Origin of the sequence: Cesiribacter sp. SM1, assembly GCF_020178975.1 — a bacterium.
GTDB lineage: Bacteria > Bacteroidota > Bacteroidia > Cytophagales > Cyclobacteriaceae > Cesiribacter.
This window is the reverse complement of the sequence record NZ_JAHXBU010000008.1, coordinates 39,688-58,294: the sequence shown is the minus strand read 5'-3', so window position 1 is coordinate 58,294 and position 18,607 is coordinate 39,688. Positions and strand designations below refer to the sequence as shown.

General features: G+C 44.0%; 13 protein-coding genes. 7 read left to right on the top strand and 6 right to left on the bottom strand.

All coding sequences use genetic code 11. The features are described 5' to 3' along the window. Positions 1-77: 77 nt before the first annotated feature. From KWJ01_RS02280 to KWJ01_RS28205, 5 genes are all read right to left on the bottom strand, one after another. Positions 78-2,078 carry a cytochrome-c peroxidase gene (locus KWJ01_RS02280; protein ID WP_224994668.1) on the bottom strand — a complete coding sequence of 667 codons (2,001 nt, stop codon included), beginning with the start codon at positions 2,076-2,078 and terminating at the stop codon, positions 78-80. Then, on the bottom strand, positions 2,075-3,937 hold the full coding sequence (locus KWJ01_RS02275) for a cytochrome-c peroxidase (RefSeq protein WP_224994685.1): 1,863 nt from the start codon (positions 3,935-3,937) through the stop codon (positions 2,075-2,077). The genes KWJ01_RS02280 and KWJ01_RS02275 overlap by 4 nt, the downstream gene beginning before the upstream one ends. A gap of 312 nt (positions 3,938-4,249) precedes the next feature. Then, positions 4,250-5,152 carry an AraC family transcriptional regulator gene (locus tag KWJ01_RS02270; protein WP_224994667.1) on the bottom strand — a complete coding sequence of 301 codons (903 nt, stop codon included), beginning with the start codon at positions 5,150-5,152 and terminating at the stop codon, positions 4,250-4,252. Positions 5,153-5,272: 120 nt separating this feature from the next. Further along, positions 5,273-6,031, bottom strand: a complete 759-nt coding sequence (locus KWJ01_RS02265; protein WP_224994665.1) for an adenylate/guanylate cyclase domain-containing protein — start codon at positions 6,029-6,031, stop codon at positions 5,273-5,275. A gap of 284 nt (positions 6,032-6,315) precedes the next feature. Then, entirely contained in the window at positions 6,316-8,547 is a 2,232-nt protein-coding gene (locus KWJ01_RS28205; RefSeq protein WP_224994663.1) for a histidine kinase dimerization/phosphoacceptor domain -containing protein, read from the bottom strand. A 975-nt stretch (positions 8,548-9,522) separates the two neighbouring features. Here KWJ01_RS28205 and KWJ01_RS02255 point away from each other — a divergent pair. From KWJ01_RS02255 to KWJ01_RS02225, 7 genes are all read left to right on the top strand, one after another. Next, the gene (locus KWJ01_RS02255) at positions 9,523-9,813 is read left to right on the top strand and encodes a putative quinol monooxygenase (RefSeq protein WP_224994660.1); all 291 of its coding nucleotides are present in this window, start codon (positions 9,523-9,525) and stop codon (positions 9,811-9,813) included. A gap of 364 nt (positions 9,814-10,177) precedes the next feature. Continuing rightward, positions 10,178-10,477, top strand: coding sequence for an Atu4866 domain-containing protein (locus KWJ01_RS02250; RefSeq protein WP_224994658.1), 300 nt, complete (start codon positions 10,178-10,180; stop codon positions 10,475-10,477). 206 nt (positions 10,478-10,683) lie between these two features. Then, positions 10,684-11,688 carry a bestrophin family protein gene (locus KWJ01_RS02245; RefSeq protein ID WP_224994657.1) on the top strand — a complete coding sequence of 335 codons (1,005 nt, stop codon included), beginning with the start codon at positions 10,684-10,686 and terminating at the stop codon, positions 11,686-11,688. 5 nt (positions 11,689-11,693) lie between these two features. Continuing rightward, positions 11,694-12,278, top strand: a complete 585-nt coding sequence (locus KWJ01_RS02240) for a hypothetical protein (RefSeq protein WP_224994655.1) — start codon at positions 11,694-11,696, stop codon at positions 12,276-12,278. 501 nt (positions 12,279-12,779) lie between these two features. Beyond that, positions 12,780-14,630 carry a monovalent cation:proton antiporter-2 (CPA2) family protein gene (locus KWJ01_RS02235; RefSeq protein ID WP_224994654.1) on the top strand — a complete coding sequence of 617 codons (1,851 nt, stop codon included), beginning with the start codon at positions 12,780-12,782 and terminating at the stop codon, positions 14,628-14,630. A gap of 763 nt (positions 14,631-15,393) precedes the next feature. Next, positions 15,394-16,278, top strand: coding sequence for a cyclic nucleotide-binding domain-containing protein (locus KWJ01_RS02230; RefSeq protein WP_224994653.1), 885 nt, complete (start codon positions 15,394-15,396; stop codon positions 16,276-16,278). A 53-nt stretch (positions 16,279-16,331) separates the two neighbouring features. Continuing rightward, positions 16,332-17,237, top strand: coding sequence for a universal stress protein (locus tag KWJ01_RS02225; RefSeq protein WP_224994652.1), 906 nt, complete (start codon positions 16,332-16,334; stop codon positions 17,235-17,237). A 478-nt stretch (positions 17,238-17,715) separates the two neighbouring features. Here KWJ01_RS02225 and KWJ01_RS02220 read toward each other — a convergent pair whose 3' ends face one another. Beyond that, positions 17,716-18,570, bottom strand: coding sequence for a pirin family protein (locus tag KWJ01_RS02220; protein WP_224994651.1), 855 nt, complete (start codon positions 18,568-18,570; stop codon positions 17,716-17,718). Positions 18,571-18,607 lie beyond the last annotated feature (37 nt).

Sequence of the window (18,607 nt, the reverse complement as noted above, 5' to 3'; positions counted from 1 at the left end):
TGCACCCTTCAAACAACTGTCTAGGTGCATGACTTGGGCATTTCTTTTCCTGCGCCCTTGCAACTTTTCCACCTTCATCAGGGGGAAATTTGTCCCGCAGTAGTATTTTCAGTGAAGGTAGTATCCGAAAGCGAATGAAGGAATGCTATGATGGCCTTCTTTTCTGCAGGGTTAAGGTGAAGAGAATCCGGAGGTAAGGTTTGGTGTGGAACTTCATAGCTGAACCCTAAACCGCCTGCGCCACCATGGTCATAAAAGTCAAGAACTTCTTCAAGGGTTTTGTAAGCACCGTTGTGGAAATATGGGGCCGTTAGACCTGCATTCCGTATGCTTACAGTTTTAAAGGACTGGTGGTAGATTTCCACATTTTCCTGATAGGCTTTACCAGCTGCTCTGCCTGCATCATCATCTACCTTGTTACTACCGGGTTTCTCCATCACCCCAAGCACTTCACTTTCATTTTCTTGATAAAGTGGAGGCACCAGGCCGCTGAAAAGGGGTGCAAAGTGGCAGGTACCACAAGCCGCTTTCCCCATAAACAAGTTAAAACCATGACGCACTTGTTCGGAAATTTCCTCACGCTCACCCCTCACGTATTGATCGAACCGACTGTTGAAGGACCGTAGGGACAACACGTAAGAGGCCAGGGCTGCAGAAAACTGGTAGCGGGTGATAGGCTTACCCTCCAGCCTGAAGGCTTGATTGAAAGATTGTCGATAGGCTGTATCTGCATTCAGTTTTTCTACGAGTGCATCAAAACTGGTATTAAATTCCAGGTGATCCACCACCACATGCTCCAGCTGTTCTTCCAGGTCAAATGCCCTGAGGTCGTAAAAGTAACGGTCTGCATAAACTGCATTGATCAGGCTGGGGGCGTTTCTCTTAACCACCTGACCCTCCACGCTCGCCAGTGATTTTGCCTTTCCGTCAGTAAAGGCAAGTGCCGGCTGGTGGCAGCTCCCACAACTCATGCGCGTACTACTGCTCAGGCGCTTATCGTAAAAGAGCGTCTTGCCAAGGCCGCGCAGGCGTTCACTATCCTGTTCCTTTTGTAGTAGGGAATAGTAGTATGGGTTGAGAAAGTCTTCTGCAAAAATATTCTGGCTGAAAAAATTCCAGGAGGGTTCCTCAACCGTGAGTGCACTGCTGTTAACTAGCCCGAGCGCCTGGTGGGCCTCCAGCAACAGGCGATACAGCGGATTAATGTAACGGGTTAGAAAAGCCAGCCGATCAAAGGTATTGAAATCATGGTGCACCTCCAGGTACTGCATCGCCCCTGAAAAAGTAGCTAGAAGATGGTTTTGCTCATGGATGGGAAGCGCTGTTAACAACGGTTTTAGCGTATAAAACATGCCTGCCAGCGAGGCTTTAGCTTCCGGTAGTGCATGTAGAGAACCTGGCGTATCAAAGCCTGTAATCCCCAGCGTGAACAGCCTCACCATCTCAAGCCTGGCAGCTTCCATCAGCTCATGCGCCTGTATGTAGCGTCTTTTGTAGAGCGCCTGCAGCATAATGCGGCTACGAAATGCCAGCTCATCTGTCAGCGTCAGCAGCTTATCTCTTTCCCCTGCCAGCGCTTCGGAAAAGATAAGCTCATCCATTACCTGCATCCCTCGCGGTGCAAGTACTTTTCTGGTTTTCAGGTAAGCATTAGGTTCCAGATAATCCAGGGGTGCCAGTCTGATATAGTTAGTGTCCTGGTAATAAGTTTCTGGCAACTGTATTTCCTCGTAAGGATAGGGATCCAGGTGAGGCAGTGGTGCTCCATTAATATACTCCTTAATGTGTTCAGGATAGTAGTAAGTCAGCAGAAACGCTACCTGTTTATAAACCAGCCTGGTCTCCAAAAATTGTTTTTGGACTGCTGCTGCAGTTACTTTACCCGAGTGGTATTCCCGGGCTGTCTGCTGTAGCAGCTGCAAGTGTTTCTCAAATTCAGCTGCTTTGCGTAAAACAATGGCTTTTGCTTCTGCAACACCGGGATCTTTCCTGTACGTAAACTGCACCAGTATCACCATGAGCAGCAGGATGACTGCCGGCAGTACAGAAACATGAGGTATTTTAAGCGCAGGGATCATCGCCTGTTATGGCCAGGGGCTCCCTGCTGTTTAGCATGATCTGCTACACCTGTTGCTGGTGCAGCGTCCACAGCGACATCATTCAGCGACCGTATAAAAGCGATGATGGCTTCTTTTTCGTCCTTTGTAAGGTGGAGTGAATCCGCAGACAGCGTCTGATTCACCACCTCAAGTCCCTGCCCCTGGCCACCACCTGTATCGTAAAAGTCAACTACTTCCTCAAGTGTCTCATAAGCGCCATTATGAAAGTAGGGGGCGGTAAGTGCGGCATTTCTGACGGTAGTGGTTTTAAATGACTTTTCATAGATCCAGGCTTCTTCCCGGAAAATACCATTCCGGAGCCTACCCTCGTCAGGATCTACATTTTTTGCAGCAGCCTTCGGATTCTGCAGCACACCCAGAATTTCACTTTCGTTTTTCATGTATAAGGGCGGAACCAGCCCGGAGAAAGTAGGTGCAAAATGGCAGGTACCACAAGCCGCTTTTCCCATAAATAAGTTAAAGCCTCTTTTTGCCTGCTCATCCAGCATGCTGGTTTCTCCCCGCACATACTGGTCAAAAGGGCTGTTGAAAGAGCGAAGAGAAAGTACGTAAGAAGCCAGGGCTTTTGAAAACCGATCACGTGTGATCACTTTATTGCCAAACGTTTTTTTAAAAAGCTTTCTATACTGCTTATTTGCTTTCAGTTTTGCCAGTATTTCAGCATGAGCTGTATTAAATTCAATCTCGTTAAAAATTACATGCGCTGCCTGTTGCTCCAGGTTAAAAGCCCTCATGTCATAGAAATACCGGCTGGCATACACGGCATTGATAAGGGTTGGTGCATTGCGCTCCACTGTTTTTCCTTCTACCAAACTCAAAGATTTAGCCTCCCCATCTGCAAATGCCTTTTGAGGATTATGGCAGCTTGCACAGCTCATTTTCCCGTTTTGGCTTAGGGACGGATCATAAAAAAGCACCTTACCCAGGTTTCGTAATGCAGGACTATCCTCCTCCCGGCCCAGGGCTGTAAAATAGTAAGGGTCCAGAAAATCTTCATCGAACAGACTATTACTCCCCCTGTTCCAGGCTTGGATACCGGAAGCATCAGCAGTATCTATCGCCTTTTGCAGCTGTCCAAGCTGCTGGTAGAGCGGGTTAATATAGGTTTTAAGAAAAGATAAACGATCAAAAGAATTGAATGACAAGGTTTGCTGTAAGCTGATGATTGCTTCCTGAAAGAGCCTGTCCCCGCTGGCAATCTTATCAGCATGGATGGAAGAAGCAACTTCTTTCAGGGATTCCAGAGAAGCAGCAGCTTCTTGCAGGGCATTCTGGGAGCCTGGCGTATCAAAACCAGTCAGGCCCAAGGTAAAGAGGCGCACCAGTTGCAGGCGCATGGCCTCCACTACATCGCCTCTGTCCAGGCTCTTTTTATCCAGATCAGCCAACAGGATACCCGCATGCGTCTCAAGCTTCTGGGCAAGTTCGGCAATCTTCACACGTTCATGTTCAACTTCTGCAGCAAAGACCAACTCATCCAGTACCTGGAGCCCTTCCGGCTCCATCACAACTGGACGGCTATTCTCACTTTCCAGGTGCAGCAAGGGAGCTCCGTTAATGTGACTCTCCACATATTCAGGATAGTAGTAAGCCAGAATAAACTCAATTTTCTTGTAAGTCAGCCTGGTACTGCTAAGCGTTGCCTGCAAAGAATCTGCAGTAATGCGTTTGAACTTGAAAGCCTGCCCTATATTTTTAAGACTGTTTGTGGCCTGATAAAACTCCCGTACACCCCCCTTGATACCCGGGACTGCATCCAGGGCTGGGGGAGTAAAGGAAAAAATACCCCCAGCTATGCCACTTAGTAAAAGTAACATCAAGTAAAGGCGCAGCCTAAAAACAACTTGCCACATGAAACCAGAGTTAAGATAGCGCCAGGCCAATAGCCTGGAATATCTGATAAAGGTAGGGGGACAACATTGGTCAGGCTTTTCTCAAATGTTAAAAAACTGTTATGGATGTTGATGATTCCTAAAGCCCTGGCTTTTTTCCGGGACATTCTCAACAGAATCTATGCCTCGGGGGTCCCTTGAAGTTTATCCTAAATTCCAATGATGACTGTATTGCTGCTAAATTACATAAATGCACCCACGCTTTTCTTGCACAGGCACTTAGGGGTGCCGGAAAGCTTAAACCATTCTAAAAGCAGATGGACTTTGACTGGTTCGCTTTTTAAAGAAATTGGTAAAATGAGTAGCCTCTTCAAAACCAAGGCAATAGCTGATTTCCGAAATATTCCAATTAGTATGTTTCAGCAGTGCTTTTGCTTCACTGAGTAGACGCTCAGTGATATGTTCTGTAGTAGTTTTACCGGTGGTTTGCCGTATTGCCCTGTTCAGGTGATTGACATGTACCGCCAGTCTTTCCGCAAAATCTCTTGCAGAGCGAAGGGTAAACCGTTGTGTAGGAGATTCTATAGGAAACTGGCGCTCCAGAAGCTCGGTAAATATGGAGGTGATACGTGCATTGGCATTAGGATGCTGATACAGGGTTTCTGAAGGCTCCATTTTAAGCGCAAAGTGAATAAGCTCTGTCACGTAGTTTCTAATTAAGTCGTACTTGTAGAGGTAGTCAGATCCGATTTCCTCCAGCATCTTCTCAAAGATCCCGCTTACCTGTGAATCCTGCTCTTCCTTAAGCAGGTAAGCAGGTTTTCCTCCAAACATAAACATAGGGAGCTCACTGATGTTCCCCCTCATCTTTTCAGTAAAGAAAGCCTCTTTAAATATGCAGAAATAGCCTGTATTATCACCAGAAAGGCTTTGTACTGTATAAGGCACCTGGGGATTAAAAAATATAAGGGTGATGCCGTTTGTCTCCAGACTTTTATCTGCATAATGAAATATATAATGCCCCCTGATCAGACTGATCTTGTAAAAGTCTCTGCGGGCATACTGTGGAGGAGCACCACCGAAACCGGAACAGTTTTCCAGCCTGAACACGTTAAAATGCCCAATGTCTTGTTGCAGTCTATCGGGTAACCATCCAAACTTATGTTGATAGAAATGCTCTAAAGTTTCAGTAGTAGCCATCGTTAAAAAATTTTTATTTAACCTTATCAATTAAGTTTTACTCTTGTTTGTCTCTAAAGCTGAAAAGACTATCAATCAATGCTAAAGGCCCAAAAGCTATTAGATATTTTACAGCTCAATTCAGCATGTAGTTACTGTTTTAGCCCTCTGTGCATGCTGAGCAATATATGGTTCACCCAGCAGGCGAACTGCTACAGGTTTGGCCGTACCCTTCAATGCAACTGACATACGTGTACTCCTTGGTTTAGGGTTATCAAGACTCTGATATGCTTCCTCTGACATCACTAAATTATTATTCAGTTCCCTGGTAACTGACTCTAGCCGAGACATCAGGTTCATCGGGAAACCCATCACTTCAATACTCTCCTGACCCTTGTGATCTGAATGCCCCACAAGCACATCTCCCTCGTGCAAACCAACGCATACTTCAATATCGTGACCAAGATAAGGTTTTGCGTAGGACTGATTGAAAGCCTTCAGATTCTGAATAACTGTATTAGCAGATTCCAGTGCCAAGCTCATTGCATCCCGGATGTCTTCTCCCTTTCCGAACACAGCATAGAGGCTGTCAGCTGCAGTCTCTACTATCGTGCCGCCGGCATCCCTGATGGATTCTTGAAATATTTGAAAAAGGATTTTCACTAAATATGGTACATCCACCGAAGTATCTGTTTCCATTAGCTGGGTGTAACGCCTTATGTTCAGAAAAAGCAAAGCCAAATGCCGTTCTTCTCCCAAACTTGTGTAGTCCTTTAAAAGGGCAGAAACGTTTACTGCCCAGGTTCCACCATTGTTGCCTCCCACTTGCTTTTTTGCTGGCTTACACACAATAGTGTTGTCGGAAAGTTTGATACAAGCAAAATTATTATTTGTATTCATTGGTAAATTTTTGTTTCGTTGAAAATGTTAGCTTACTCAAAGGCGAGTAAGCAGTTGATTGACGGATGTCATGCTTACTGGTAAGCAGTAGCATAATTATGTTTTCATAGCGTTGTTTAATTTGTATAGTACAAATGTACGTGGCCACAGAAAGGAAGGTCCTGCCACTTTCAAACCAATACTTACAAAATTCAAACAATCTCCCGTTCGTACCTGAATAGCTGTTGTTAAAGGAAGGCCGGAGCTGCTATGATCAGTTGTATTCAGGCAAGTCCTGTCAAAAATCATCCAGGCACAGTGGCGGCATCAGGATAAGGGCTGGCATCCGTGGTATTGGCGAAGATCAGGCTAATGCGCACCCCTGTACTGCTTTGGATGTCAAAGCTGCCCCCCAGCTGCCGGCTTAAGCCCCTCATCAGGCTCATGCCTAAGGTGTTGCTCTGGACAGGGTCAAAATCTTTATCCAGGCCCATGCCATCATCTGCAATAGTGAGCAGGTAATTCTCCTCCCCCAGGGCCTCCACCCCAATGCTCACCGTGCCGCTTCTTCCATCAGCAAAACCATATTTCAGGCTGTTGGTCACCGCCTCGTTGATAAGCAAACCCAGGGGCACAGCTATGCTTACATCCAGCTCTACACAGGCAACGGACAAGCAAAAACGAATCCGCTCCTGCACATCAAAGGAATCTCCAAGGTACTCTACCACTTCCCGTACATAAGCGGACAGCTCTACTCTGGCCAGGTTCTTTGACTGGTAAAGCCGCTGGTGGATCAGGGACATGGCATACACCCGATGCTGGCTCTCCTGGATGGCTGACAATGCTTTCTCATCCTGCAGGTAGCAGGCCTGGGAATTGAGCAGGCTCATCACCGTGTGCAGGTTATTCTTCACCCGGTGGTGAATCTCCTTGAGCATCCACTCCTTTTCTGTCAGCAGCTCTTCCATCTCCAGCAACACCTGCTCCAGGGCCTGGTGCTTCTGGTTTATCTCCTGCTGCTTTTGCTCCAGCTTCCGGTTGCTCTGCTGCTTGAGCCGGTAACGGTTATAAACGACTACTGAAAAAAGCAGCAGTAGCAGGCTTCCTGCAATGAAAGTATTGCGCTGGAACTCCTTTTGCTGGATACTTGCCTGCTGCACCTGGTTCTGCTTGGTCAAAAGGGCTATGTCCTGCTGCTTGAGCTTGAGGTCCTGATCCTTCTGCTGGGTCTTGTACTGGATCTGCAGATTGGCAATCTGCTTACTCTTGGTCTCGTTGAAAATCGAGTCATTGAGCCACTTATGCCGCTGGTAGTGGGCAATGGCTTCCCGGAAGTTGCCCCGGGCCGAATCTACCTTGAACATAAGCAAGTGAAGATCCACCGCATGCCTTAAAGAGCCTGCTTTTGCATTTAGGCCTATGGCTTTATCCAGGTAGCTGTCAGCTTTATCGTACTGCTTTACCGTCAGGTAAAAGTTACCTGCCCTTTTATAAATATCTGTTCCGCCCATGTACCCGCCATGATCCAGCCGCTCTGTCTCAAGTAGATAAACCGCCTCCAGAAAGTACTTTTCAGCCTGTGCATATTCCTTCAGGGCCAGGTAACATTCAGCAAGAGCTCTTGCGGATACTTCCTTGGTCAAATGATTATACGGGGGAAAAGCTTTGGTGGCATCGATATAAAAGGCAAGGGCTTCCCGGGTTTGCCCCCCGGCGATCATCAGCCTGGAGATGCTTCCAGCTAAATCATGAATATAGTACAGGTTCTTTTCCTGCTGTGCGTACTTAAATGCACTGCGATAGTAGAACAAAGCTTCCTCCCGCTGATCGATGGCCAGGTAGGTTCTGGCCAGGGTGGCATTGTATTCCCCCAGTTCAGAAGTATCCCTGGTAATGCTGCTGCTTTCTATGGCTGCAAGGCTGTACTGGATAGATTCTTTGTAGTTGCCCATCTCCCGGTTAACAGCTGCCAGTAAATTATAGGTATAGTGCAGCAAAGGATAGTTGATAGAGCCGTAAAGGGCCAGCACCTGCTGCAGCTTGATATTCGCCAGGGCTGTCTGCCCCTGTATGTAATGCAGGTTGGCAATGGCCTCCAGTAAATACGCCTGCTGCTCTGTATTGCCTGTTTGCCGGTAAATCTCCATCGACTGCTCCTTGAACCTGATCTTTTCTGTTAAATCTGCTGCTGTATAGCCATAACACTCTCCCAGGAAATACCAGCCCTCGGCCTGCAGCTGCCTGTCGTAGTGCCGGCTCTCTTCCAGTGCCTGCTTCACCAGTGCTCTTGCCCTTTCCTCCTCTCCTTTTTGGAAAAAAAAGCTGCCCAGCAGGTACTGACTCTGTATGTAGCCTTTGCCAAAAGACAAAGAGGTACTCAATGCTGCTGCCTTACTGCTGTAGAAGTAGGAACTGTCCAGGTTCACTTCTCTTTGTATTTCCTTATTGATGGCTATATTAAGAAAATGCCGGCTTAACTGCAGCAGGAGCTCCACCCTGTGGGTGTCAGGCCTGCTTTCCTTAAGCCGCCAATGCACACTATCTACTGCTGGTTGGGGTAAACGGGGAAACAAAGGGGCTGCCTGCAAAACTGCAGCGGATCCACACACTACCAGGATTAGTATAAGATTGAGAAAACGCAGATAAGCTAACATGGCATCATATAAGATAAAGATATGTATTGATCTCAGATAAAACTGTTGCAGACAAAGCTCATTTCAATAGATGATCCTCCGCTCCAATCCTTAAGCTAAGATAAATATATAAAGTACTCTTATTAACATCAGCATCTACTGACTTTATATTGCCAAACTTCAGTTAGCCGTAAGTTACACTTGCCAATATGCCTGCAAGTCAGCGGCTAAGGATCAAAAGAATAGCCATTATTGGGAGCATTCCTTACTATTGGAAACAAGAAGAAGTTATAAGACCGTGTATACGAACATAAATATTATCTATGTTCTAATATACCCGAAGCAACTGCACTAAAACTTACAACTTCAGGCATAATCTGTACATTGTCCGAAAATAAGCCATCCCTTAATTTTACATTATCTGCATATTTAGAGCATGTATCCTATAAAACATCTATTCTGGTAGTTTAAATAAAGTGTTATTTAACATGCCGATTTTTAGCAACAAATGTTCGAGGGATATTCTCAAATTATATTATCGTATATACATTAAATAAAAGCTTAGCAGGGGGCGTGCGTGCAATCATATTTTCCTTTTATAAATCTATTCTATTACAAGCTTTAACTACAATATAGGGTTGGGGGGCATGAAACTGGAAAGGGTGCATAAAACCTGCCATGGCTGAAGCAGAAGATGAAATAAAAGTAATGAACGTCATTTCAAACTAGGTATTCCTTTGTATAGAATTACATGCTTTTTGCATGCAGTAATCAGCTGCATGGATTGGGCAAAACACATATTTTAAGCCTTCAAATCTTTAATTACCTATACACTTTTTTCTATCAACTTCTAAACAGTTAACATTTTTATTTAAACATATGGAAACAGCACTGGTAAATCTGAAAGCAAAGGACAATCAAAATGCAGAACATTTAAAAAATGCCCTGCTGCACTTAAAGAAGTTGAGTCAGGATGAAATGGGAATGGTACATTACGAAGTATTCCAGTCAAAAGAAGATCCTTTGATATATTACGTTCGGGAAAGCTGGAGCAGTCAGGACATGTTAAACAGGCACCTGGAACAACCCCATCTCCAAAAGTTTGTGAGGGACACGCAGGAATGGTTAACAGCTCCATTTACATCAACGTTGTTGAGAGAGGTTTTTTAGTGAAGGCACCTGTTGAAGAGCTTTTACTTCATTCTAATTTCCGATCATGGAAGCAGCTTCACTGATCAAGTTTATTACCAGTACTACTTAGTCGCTTTGGTCTTTCCGTAATGGTTGTTTGAATTTTGCAGGCATTGGTTTGAAAGCAGTAGCCTCCCGCTACCTGCTGCCAGGTATATTTGTAACATACAAAGGGAACAATCAATATTTTGGGATCTACAAAAAAAATTGCGTACAAGCTGCCTTAAAGAATCCCGGAAAGATGTGCAGTTTCTGATTTTTCACTTGCAAGCAGTGTAATACATTATTACCAGTTATGTGTGCAGTGGTGTTCTTTATCACATTAACTACAACTTAAGAAAGTATGAAAACAGAATCAAAAAAAACAAAATCTGCCACCTCATCTCAGGCTTTGCAACCAAACCATAAGTATGCCGGCATGTGGATAACAATAGATGGGTACATCCGTCATGAGCTGTTACCAAACGGCCGTTACAACGAAGCACGCGGCCGTAAAGAAAGTGCCTATCAGGGACGATATACCATAGTGGGTGATCATATTGAGTATGTTGATGATACCGGATTTACAGCTGATGGTGACTTTATTGATGGTGTACTCTACCACGCGGGCATGGTGCTTTATAGAGCAGAAAACAAATCATAATACCTTCTGTTTTTGATTATTTCTATGCCTATAGTCTGATTAGTTGCAGCATCAGCAATAAGAATTACAACCACCAATACGTATACTTCCCTGGGTTACAAGGGGGTCAGGGGGAATAGGATGAGCACCTGATTAGACGTAGATGTCCAGCGTTAGGCAAAGCAGGACATAGTCATTTTTATTACACTATTAAATTTAGGTCTACTATGCATGCAGGTAGAAACTTTACACTGAACGAATTTATCGTTTGGTCTCAAAGAGATGTGCTGCTGCTTTTTGTATTGTCTGTTGTACCTACCATCCTTTATAAGTTGGCAGGATGGCACTGGATTGCACTGCCATGGGCGCCCATTACCATCATTGGCACAGCTGCGGCTTTCATTACAGGGTTCAGAAATAATGCCACCTATGAACGTTCATGGGAAGCCAGAAAAATATGGGGTAGTATTGTTAACAGCAGCAGAACCTGGGGCATCATGGTGAAAGATTTCATACGTGATCTTCCTCCTGAAGAACTGCGAAATGTGCAAAGAATATTCATCTATCGCCACATTGCCTGGCTTACGGCTATGTGTTTTCAACTACGGGAGAAGCGCAGTTGGGAAAATGCCAGAGTAAAAACCAGATACATCCGGTACCAGAAGCTATACCCTGTTCGTGAATGGGAATCTAAGCTCCATGATGAACTGGCTCTATTGCTCTCTGCCGAAGAGCTGGATTTTATAACACCTAAAGCAAACGCAGCAACCCACATCATAGCCTTACAGTCCGCCCATCTGAAACAACTGGAGGAAAGCGGAAAGCTGCATGTTTTTACCTACGTAGAACTGGAGAAAGTGCTAAAAGATCTGTTTGATCACCAGGGAAGAAGTGAACGCATCAAAAACTTCCCTTATCCAAGACAGTTCTCCAGCATTAGTACCATCTTTATTCACCTGTTTATCATCATGCTGCCCTTAGGCATGCTCAATGAATTCAGGAGCCTGGATGAAAACCTTGTCTGGCTTAATATCCCCTTCAGTATGATTGTCAGTTGGGTTTTCACGACACTGGAGGGCGTGGGCGAAAGTACTGAAAGCCCTTTTGAAGGTGCAGCCAATGATGTTCCGATTACGGCACTAAGCCGTACAATTGAAATTGATTTGCGACAAATGTTGGATGAGAAAGAAGTACCACCCGTCCTAACCCCCACCAACAATATCCTAACCTGATTGCTATGAAAGATGAAGAATATTTAGCTGTTGTACGCAGGCATTATCCAAAAGCCAACACAACCACCGCTTCGGTGCATACGCTTTTTAATGAACTACAATCAAAGTTTGGTCTAGCACCACACCAGATACTACATGCAGACAGCATCTGCAGTGATGATGTTAACAGCATAGAATATCCACCAAGTGCGTATGACATGTTAGGCCCCTTCAAATTGGGAGGCCTTGACGGTTATCCATTTGCAGGACTAACAGGAATGAGTGCTTTTGCACATCATGTACCCAAAGATGGCGCCGTGGTTATATTTTATGCCCCGCATATTGGCATCACAGGAGAAGGGTCTATAGGACAGGTAAATCGCATAGGTCAAAAACAACCCTCTGCTTGTTGTGGTGCAGTCAGTGCAGCTTTGCAAAAACTGCAAGGCAACAAAATAAATATTGGCGAACTTACAGATCTTGACTATCAGCAAAATACCATTGAGCAGATATTATTCAAACAAAAAGAACGCATTACACAGGCCCCTGTACCTATCAAAGAAGCTACTGAAGTAATGTATGAAGCCATCGAGGAGCGTATCAACTTTTAGTTTCTAAAACAAAGTTTAGCTGTAAATATGTGATTCTGGTAGGAGGTATTTTTATCAATGGAGACCCTGATGCCGGCTCTTTTTCCTCCCTGAATAGAGTAGATGTAATGGAGGTTGAAACAGAAAAGTCACCAGTCTGACACTATTTATGGATGCACAGTAGTAAGTTCAGCAGCAGACAATACTGTTTGCTTCCTTTAAATCAGTGCATGGCCTTCTGCTTTCTTGAGTATATTTCCTTTAGAAGCGCATCATCATGATACACTAGGTGAGTAGTGGCATGGCTAAAAAAATGTTGTTACAAGTCCCTCTGTCTTTTACTGCTACAATAACATTTACCTATAACAGACTTGATTCGACAGCGTGCGCATAAGCATTGATCAGGAGCAGGCTTACAGTCAAGCCTGCTTATTTTTTATAAATGCTGTAGGCACCCAAGTGGATTCTATGACAGCCATGAATAAGGTTTGATGATTTATATAACAAAGGATTTAAGCTAACATGAATGATAATATTCTTTTTCAAATCATGATCTTTTTGCTGTCTGCAATGATCATGGTGCCGATTGCCAAAAGGCTGGGTTTGGGATCAGTTTTGGGGTATCTGATAGCAGGCATACTTATTGGCCCAGCTGTTTTAGATGTTACTGGTGTGGAGAGCCATCAGCTGTTAGAAATTGCTGAACTGGGTGTTGTCATGATGTTATTTATCATAGGCCTGGATCTTGAACCATCGCACATATGGAACATGAGAAAAATGATCTTCGGCCTGGGAGGACTACAACTCCTGCTTACAGCTGCGCTCACGGGACTATTACTGTTTCTTGCTGGAGAGAACTGGCCACAGGCAGTTGTGCTAGGGCTTATTACTTCATGTTCATCCACCGCTCTGGGCGTTCAGTATCTGAATGAAAAAAGGTTAAACCACACTCCTGCCGGAGAGAGAGCTTTTTCAGTGCTAATCTTTCAGGATATAATGGTTATTCCGATACTGGCGGTTTTGCCATTGTTGAAGAATGTGCAGACAGAACAGGCAGCATCTGATGCTTCTTTAGTTTTTCCCAATACCCTACCTGCCTTTCAACATGGGTTACTTGTCATTGGGAGCATTGCACTGGTAATACTTTTTGGCCGTTTTGGTATACGCGCGGTTTTTAAAATAATTGCACGGACAAAGCTCCGTGAAATGTTTACTGTAACAGCCTTACTGATTATTGTTGCCATTGCATTGCTGATGCACCTGATAGGCTTGAGCCCAGCTTTAGGAGCATTGCTGGCAGGGATCGTACTTGCCAACAGCGAGTATCGACATGAACTTGAAGGTGCTATCGACCCCTTCAAAAGTTTGCTACTTGGTCTTTTTTTTATGGCTGTCGGTGCTGCTATTGACTTTGACTTCATTGGAACTAAGCCCTTCCTAATGGCTTTCCTGGTAGCAATTATGATCCTGTCTAAGTTTTCTGTTCTTGTTGTTTTAGGGCGATCGTTTGGTTTGAAAATTCGAGATAACCTTATCTTCTCAATTGCCCTTTGCCAGGGAGGAGAGTTTGGATTTGTGCTGTTGAGCTTCTCCCTGCACGAAGGAATACTGAACAAAGAGGTTACTGACATCGCTATGGCGGTTACTGCCATCAGTATGTCCATAACGCCAATACTACTAGCACTTAATGAGCGATTTGTACTTCCTCACCTGATTAGCAAAGAAAAACCAAACGACAAACCAAGTGATGTGCAACAGGAACAAAATCAAATTATTATTGCAGGTTATGGCTCTTTTGGTAACACACTGGGGAGATTTCTGAACGCCAACAAAGTTAACACTACTGTGTTGGACTTTAATCCTGACAATGTAGATCTGTTAAGAAGAGTTGGACTGAAAGTATACTATGGAGATGCTACAAGATACGAACTTCTGGAAATTGCCGGAGCCTCTACGGCCAGAATGATAGTAGTTGCCATGGGTGATGCCAAAACCCGGCTACAGGTAATTGATGTAGTGAAAAAGCATTTTCCTAATCTTAAAATCCTTTGTAGGGCCTCTAACAAGTATGATGCCTTTGATATTCTTGAGACTGGGGTAACTGATATCTACCGACAAACAATTGACACCAGCCTACGACTTGGCAAGGATATCCTTAAATCTCTTAACCACAGGCATGATCTGGTAGAACGCTCAGCAGAAGCGTTCTTCAACTACGACGAAATGGTTGTTCGTCAGCTATCATACCTGCGGCATAGCGCTGGTTATATCGAAGCCGCACGCCAGACACTGTTGGAACTGGAATTCATCATGGATGAAAAGGTGCAGGACGCTTTTAAAGATAGTAACCACAGGGAGCGCCATATAGGGTAAGCTGTGAGCGCTTTTTAATTTGCAGACAGGCACAGTAACGCCATTCGGGTAAGAGCTGGTACCACTATTATTGATGAAGATGGGCCTAATCCTAATTGGTGTTGCATTGAATGTCAAAGGGGCCACCCTGCTGCCTACTTTGGCCCCTCATTAGGCTCATGCCTAAAGTGATGCTGTGAACAAGGCGAAAATCCTTGTTCAGGCCAGTTCCATCATCAGCAATAATGAGCAGCTAACGTAAAAGCTTAATTTTACTGGGAGCAGCAGGCCCTGCAGCTTCAGGGCAGACTGCCTTCGCCAGCCTGTACCATAAGATTAAAGCAGTTACACCCTAAGCAATAACCTCTTGCATGCTTTAGTTGTATGTTTCAGGCTTCATGATCATTGGTAGAATTTACCTGTCCAAACCTTGAGCGTATCTCACTTGCCAGCAGCACGGTATTATCCTTTGTAAGCAACTTATTACAAGTAAACAGTACAATCAAAACCTGTTTTTATCAATTGTTATGTGCAGGTACCATTGCTACTTTTACAACACTTACTTATTAGTTAGCAGCTTAAAAAAGTATCATGCATGAGGTGTTAAGCTGCTTTATGATCATTAAACTTTGATTGTATTGACTTGGCCCCACTGCCATGGCTTTAGTGCCAGGAGGTAACAATGGCTGCTCAAAAAGGACGCCCCCTGTGCTTTCCTGCGTAAGAGGTTGCCGCATTTTTATCTAGAAACAGCAAAAACTCTACTTCCACGATCAACATATATATGGAGACTGTAACACCAGAATGGCTGCAATCAATATCATCATTCCATGATGTTCCGCTTACTCAGTTGAGATGGTGGATAGCAAACAGCAATCACTTTATGCTTGAGAATGATGCTTTGTTGATCAGCTCTGGTGAGCCAATAAAAGGCACTTATATGATCATCAAAGGCAGAATCCGTGTATCCCTGGCTCTCGCATGCGGCCTAAGAACCATTGGAAGTTTTTCTGCCAAAGAAGTGCTCGGATACCTGCCATGTTCAACCAGTACCATTGCTGGTATCAACGGACAAGCTACAGAACAGGTACAGGTGATGATGTTTCCTTCTGAAAGAATGAATGAACTCATTGATAACAACGACAAACTAGCAAAGGCACTTGTAGCAATGGCTTACAGTACCAATGTGTTCCCGGCAAAACAGCAACTGCATGAGATGTCAAGCGTGCTGGAAAAGAACACTAACCCTACTGACCTGGAATACAACTACACCCCATTTACCAATATGAGGCTCACCAACTCCCTGCGTAGGCATTTACAACTGCATCCGGAAACATTTGAAAAATTAAGTGCTGCAAAGATGGGTAAGGAAGTCTTAGGAAAAGTAAATAGTATATTATCAGAAGTACTTTCAAGAAATATAAAGCCAATGTTGACCCTCATGCAGTGGCCAGTATATGAAAATGAGCTAAGAGCATGTCTGGATAAGTACTACGTGATAAACAGCAGGGAAGTAGCCGAGATGTTTGTGGAATACGGCTTTACCTGCAAAGACATAGACGGTATAGCAAAGTTATTACCCGCCAATTATGTATCACCTGTATTAAACTGGGTGAACAACAACCTAATTGTTGAAAAAATGGCGAATGGGTTACTGGACGCCTCCTAACAATACAAACAACTACCCTAACAACCACCTATCCTTTTTTTATTACCCTACTTATGCATAAAATACTGGTTCCTACAGACTTTTCCTTCCTGGCAAATTGTTCTGTTAATTTTGCTGTTCAATTTGCAAAAATTTACAAAGCAGGTATAAAACTCCTGCATATAGTGGATCCTCCTGCCTCTGGCACTATGAATAGTACCGGAGAAATTATCAAAAACCATCTAGATGATGTTTTTATCTTGAAACTCGTGGAAAGAACCAAAAAACTCCTGGAAGGAATTGTCCATAAGTATAGCGATGAAGGGGTTGAAATAGAGTACGAAGTAAGATTTGGAGAGCCTGCTGATTCTATTATCCTGGATATCACCAAAAGCAATATCGACCTTGTCATTATGGGTTCGAGAGGAGCGAGCAGGATAAATCGTTTAATATTAGGATCTACAACCGAGGATGTAATAAGAAAAGCGCAATGCCCTGTCATTACAATGAAATGCAATGTGGATAATATTAAAAATATGCAGCGCATCCTGTATGTGCTCAACCTTGAAAAAGATAAGCCTGAGATGATTCATGAACTGGTCAAGCTCCAAAAGCTACTGAATGCTCATGTGCATATCCTTACTGTCATCACTCCTGAAAAGTTCCGGAATAGTAGATTGATACAGAGGCAAACTACTGCTTTTGCAGAAGAGAACAGAATTGAAGATTACTCCATAAGCCTTTATGCTGAGGAAAGTGAAGAAGCCGGTATCCTGCATTTTGCAGAAGAGATCAACGCTGATCTTATTGCCCTCAGCACTCATCATAGAAGCGGAATATTCAATATACTATCTTCAAACTTGCCTGAAGAGTTGATTAGCCATGCGCACAGGCCGGTTTGGGTCTACAATGCAGAAAGTTCAAAAGTCTACAAATCAACACTGCATGAGACTGCCACCATTAGTCTTCAGAAAGAATGACCGATCCTGCAGGGACTGTACTTCCACATCTTTCCAGACTCACAGGTAACAATGTCTTATAAAGCAACTTATCATTAGGCCAACCACAAGCTGACGGGATGAGAATAGGTGGCGATGCGTAGGTAAAATAAAATTTTAGACCTTACGGCAGGAGATACTTGATTAGGCTAGTATCTCCTGCCCTTCTTTTGTTTTCTGAAAAGTGGCAGTAGCAAAGGTACACAGTGGAATCACCTTTCTCTGATTTGCCCTAACTTGTTCTACTAAATTAGAATTTCCTGCCAATCTCTTTTCCCTTCAAAGCGTCATCCACATGGGTATGATTATGATCATCCTTATATCACCAGCCAACACATAAAAAAAATTCTTCCAGCTTTTCACCGTTGAGCATAAAACTGAATGATCCCCCTTTTTTATCTTTATTAAGTTGAACAATTTCCATGGTTTTACCGCTCATGATCTGTTGTAAAAGTTAATATTAGTAATCAAGGCTGCCAAACAAGCCGCTTTGATAGTCAGCAATGGTCTGTCCGATTTCTTCTGGCGTATTCATCACAAAGTTATCTTTAGCAGCGACAGGCTCATCTATTGGTTCAGCAGACAGCATTAATATTTGAGTATCTTCTTCTGCAGATAGAGAGATCTCCTCATTTTCTTTTTCAAAAATGATCAGGTTAAATGCTTCTATCAATTGCTCGTTTACAACAAGACTACCCTTTGCTATGTACAGGAGCGTCCAGTATCCTGGTGTTGTGTCCAGTTGCACTTCACGGCCCTTTGTTATTTCACCAATGATGGAAACAATGGGTGTATAGCTTATCACCGGACCTTTTTTACCATGATAATCACCACTGGCCAGTCGCAGGTCAACACCCTCCTGCTGCAGTATCTGTGGCTGATCTTCTTTTAAAGAATGCTGGTAATGAGGATCTTTCCATTTATGTACCTTTGGTACGTTAATCCAGAGCTGAATCAACTCATGCACACCCCCCTGTTGCAGCATAGCTATAGAAGGACCCTCGCTATGCAATATGCCCTTACCGGCAAACATCCACTGTACATCACCCGCCCTTATCACTGCATGATGACCAGCACTATCTTTATGATACCCCTCACCCTGAAGCATAAAAGTCACGGGGGCAAATCCTCTATGTGGATGCGGGTGCATACGCATTTCAGATCCGGCAGCAATGTGTTGAGGCCGCATATGATGCAATACAATAAAGGGATTAGCAAATCTGAAGTTCGGATGCGGCAGTGGCTGCAGCACTGTATCTGTTGCTGTGATCTTCTTCTCCCTGCCAGCAAGTATGTGTGTTATTTTCTTTTGCATAAAACTGTAGCTGTTTACTTTGCATTTCTGATCTGGA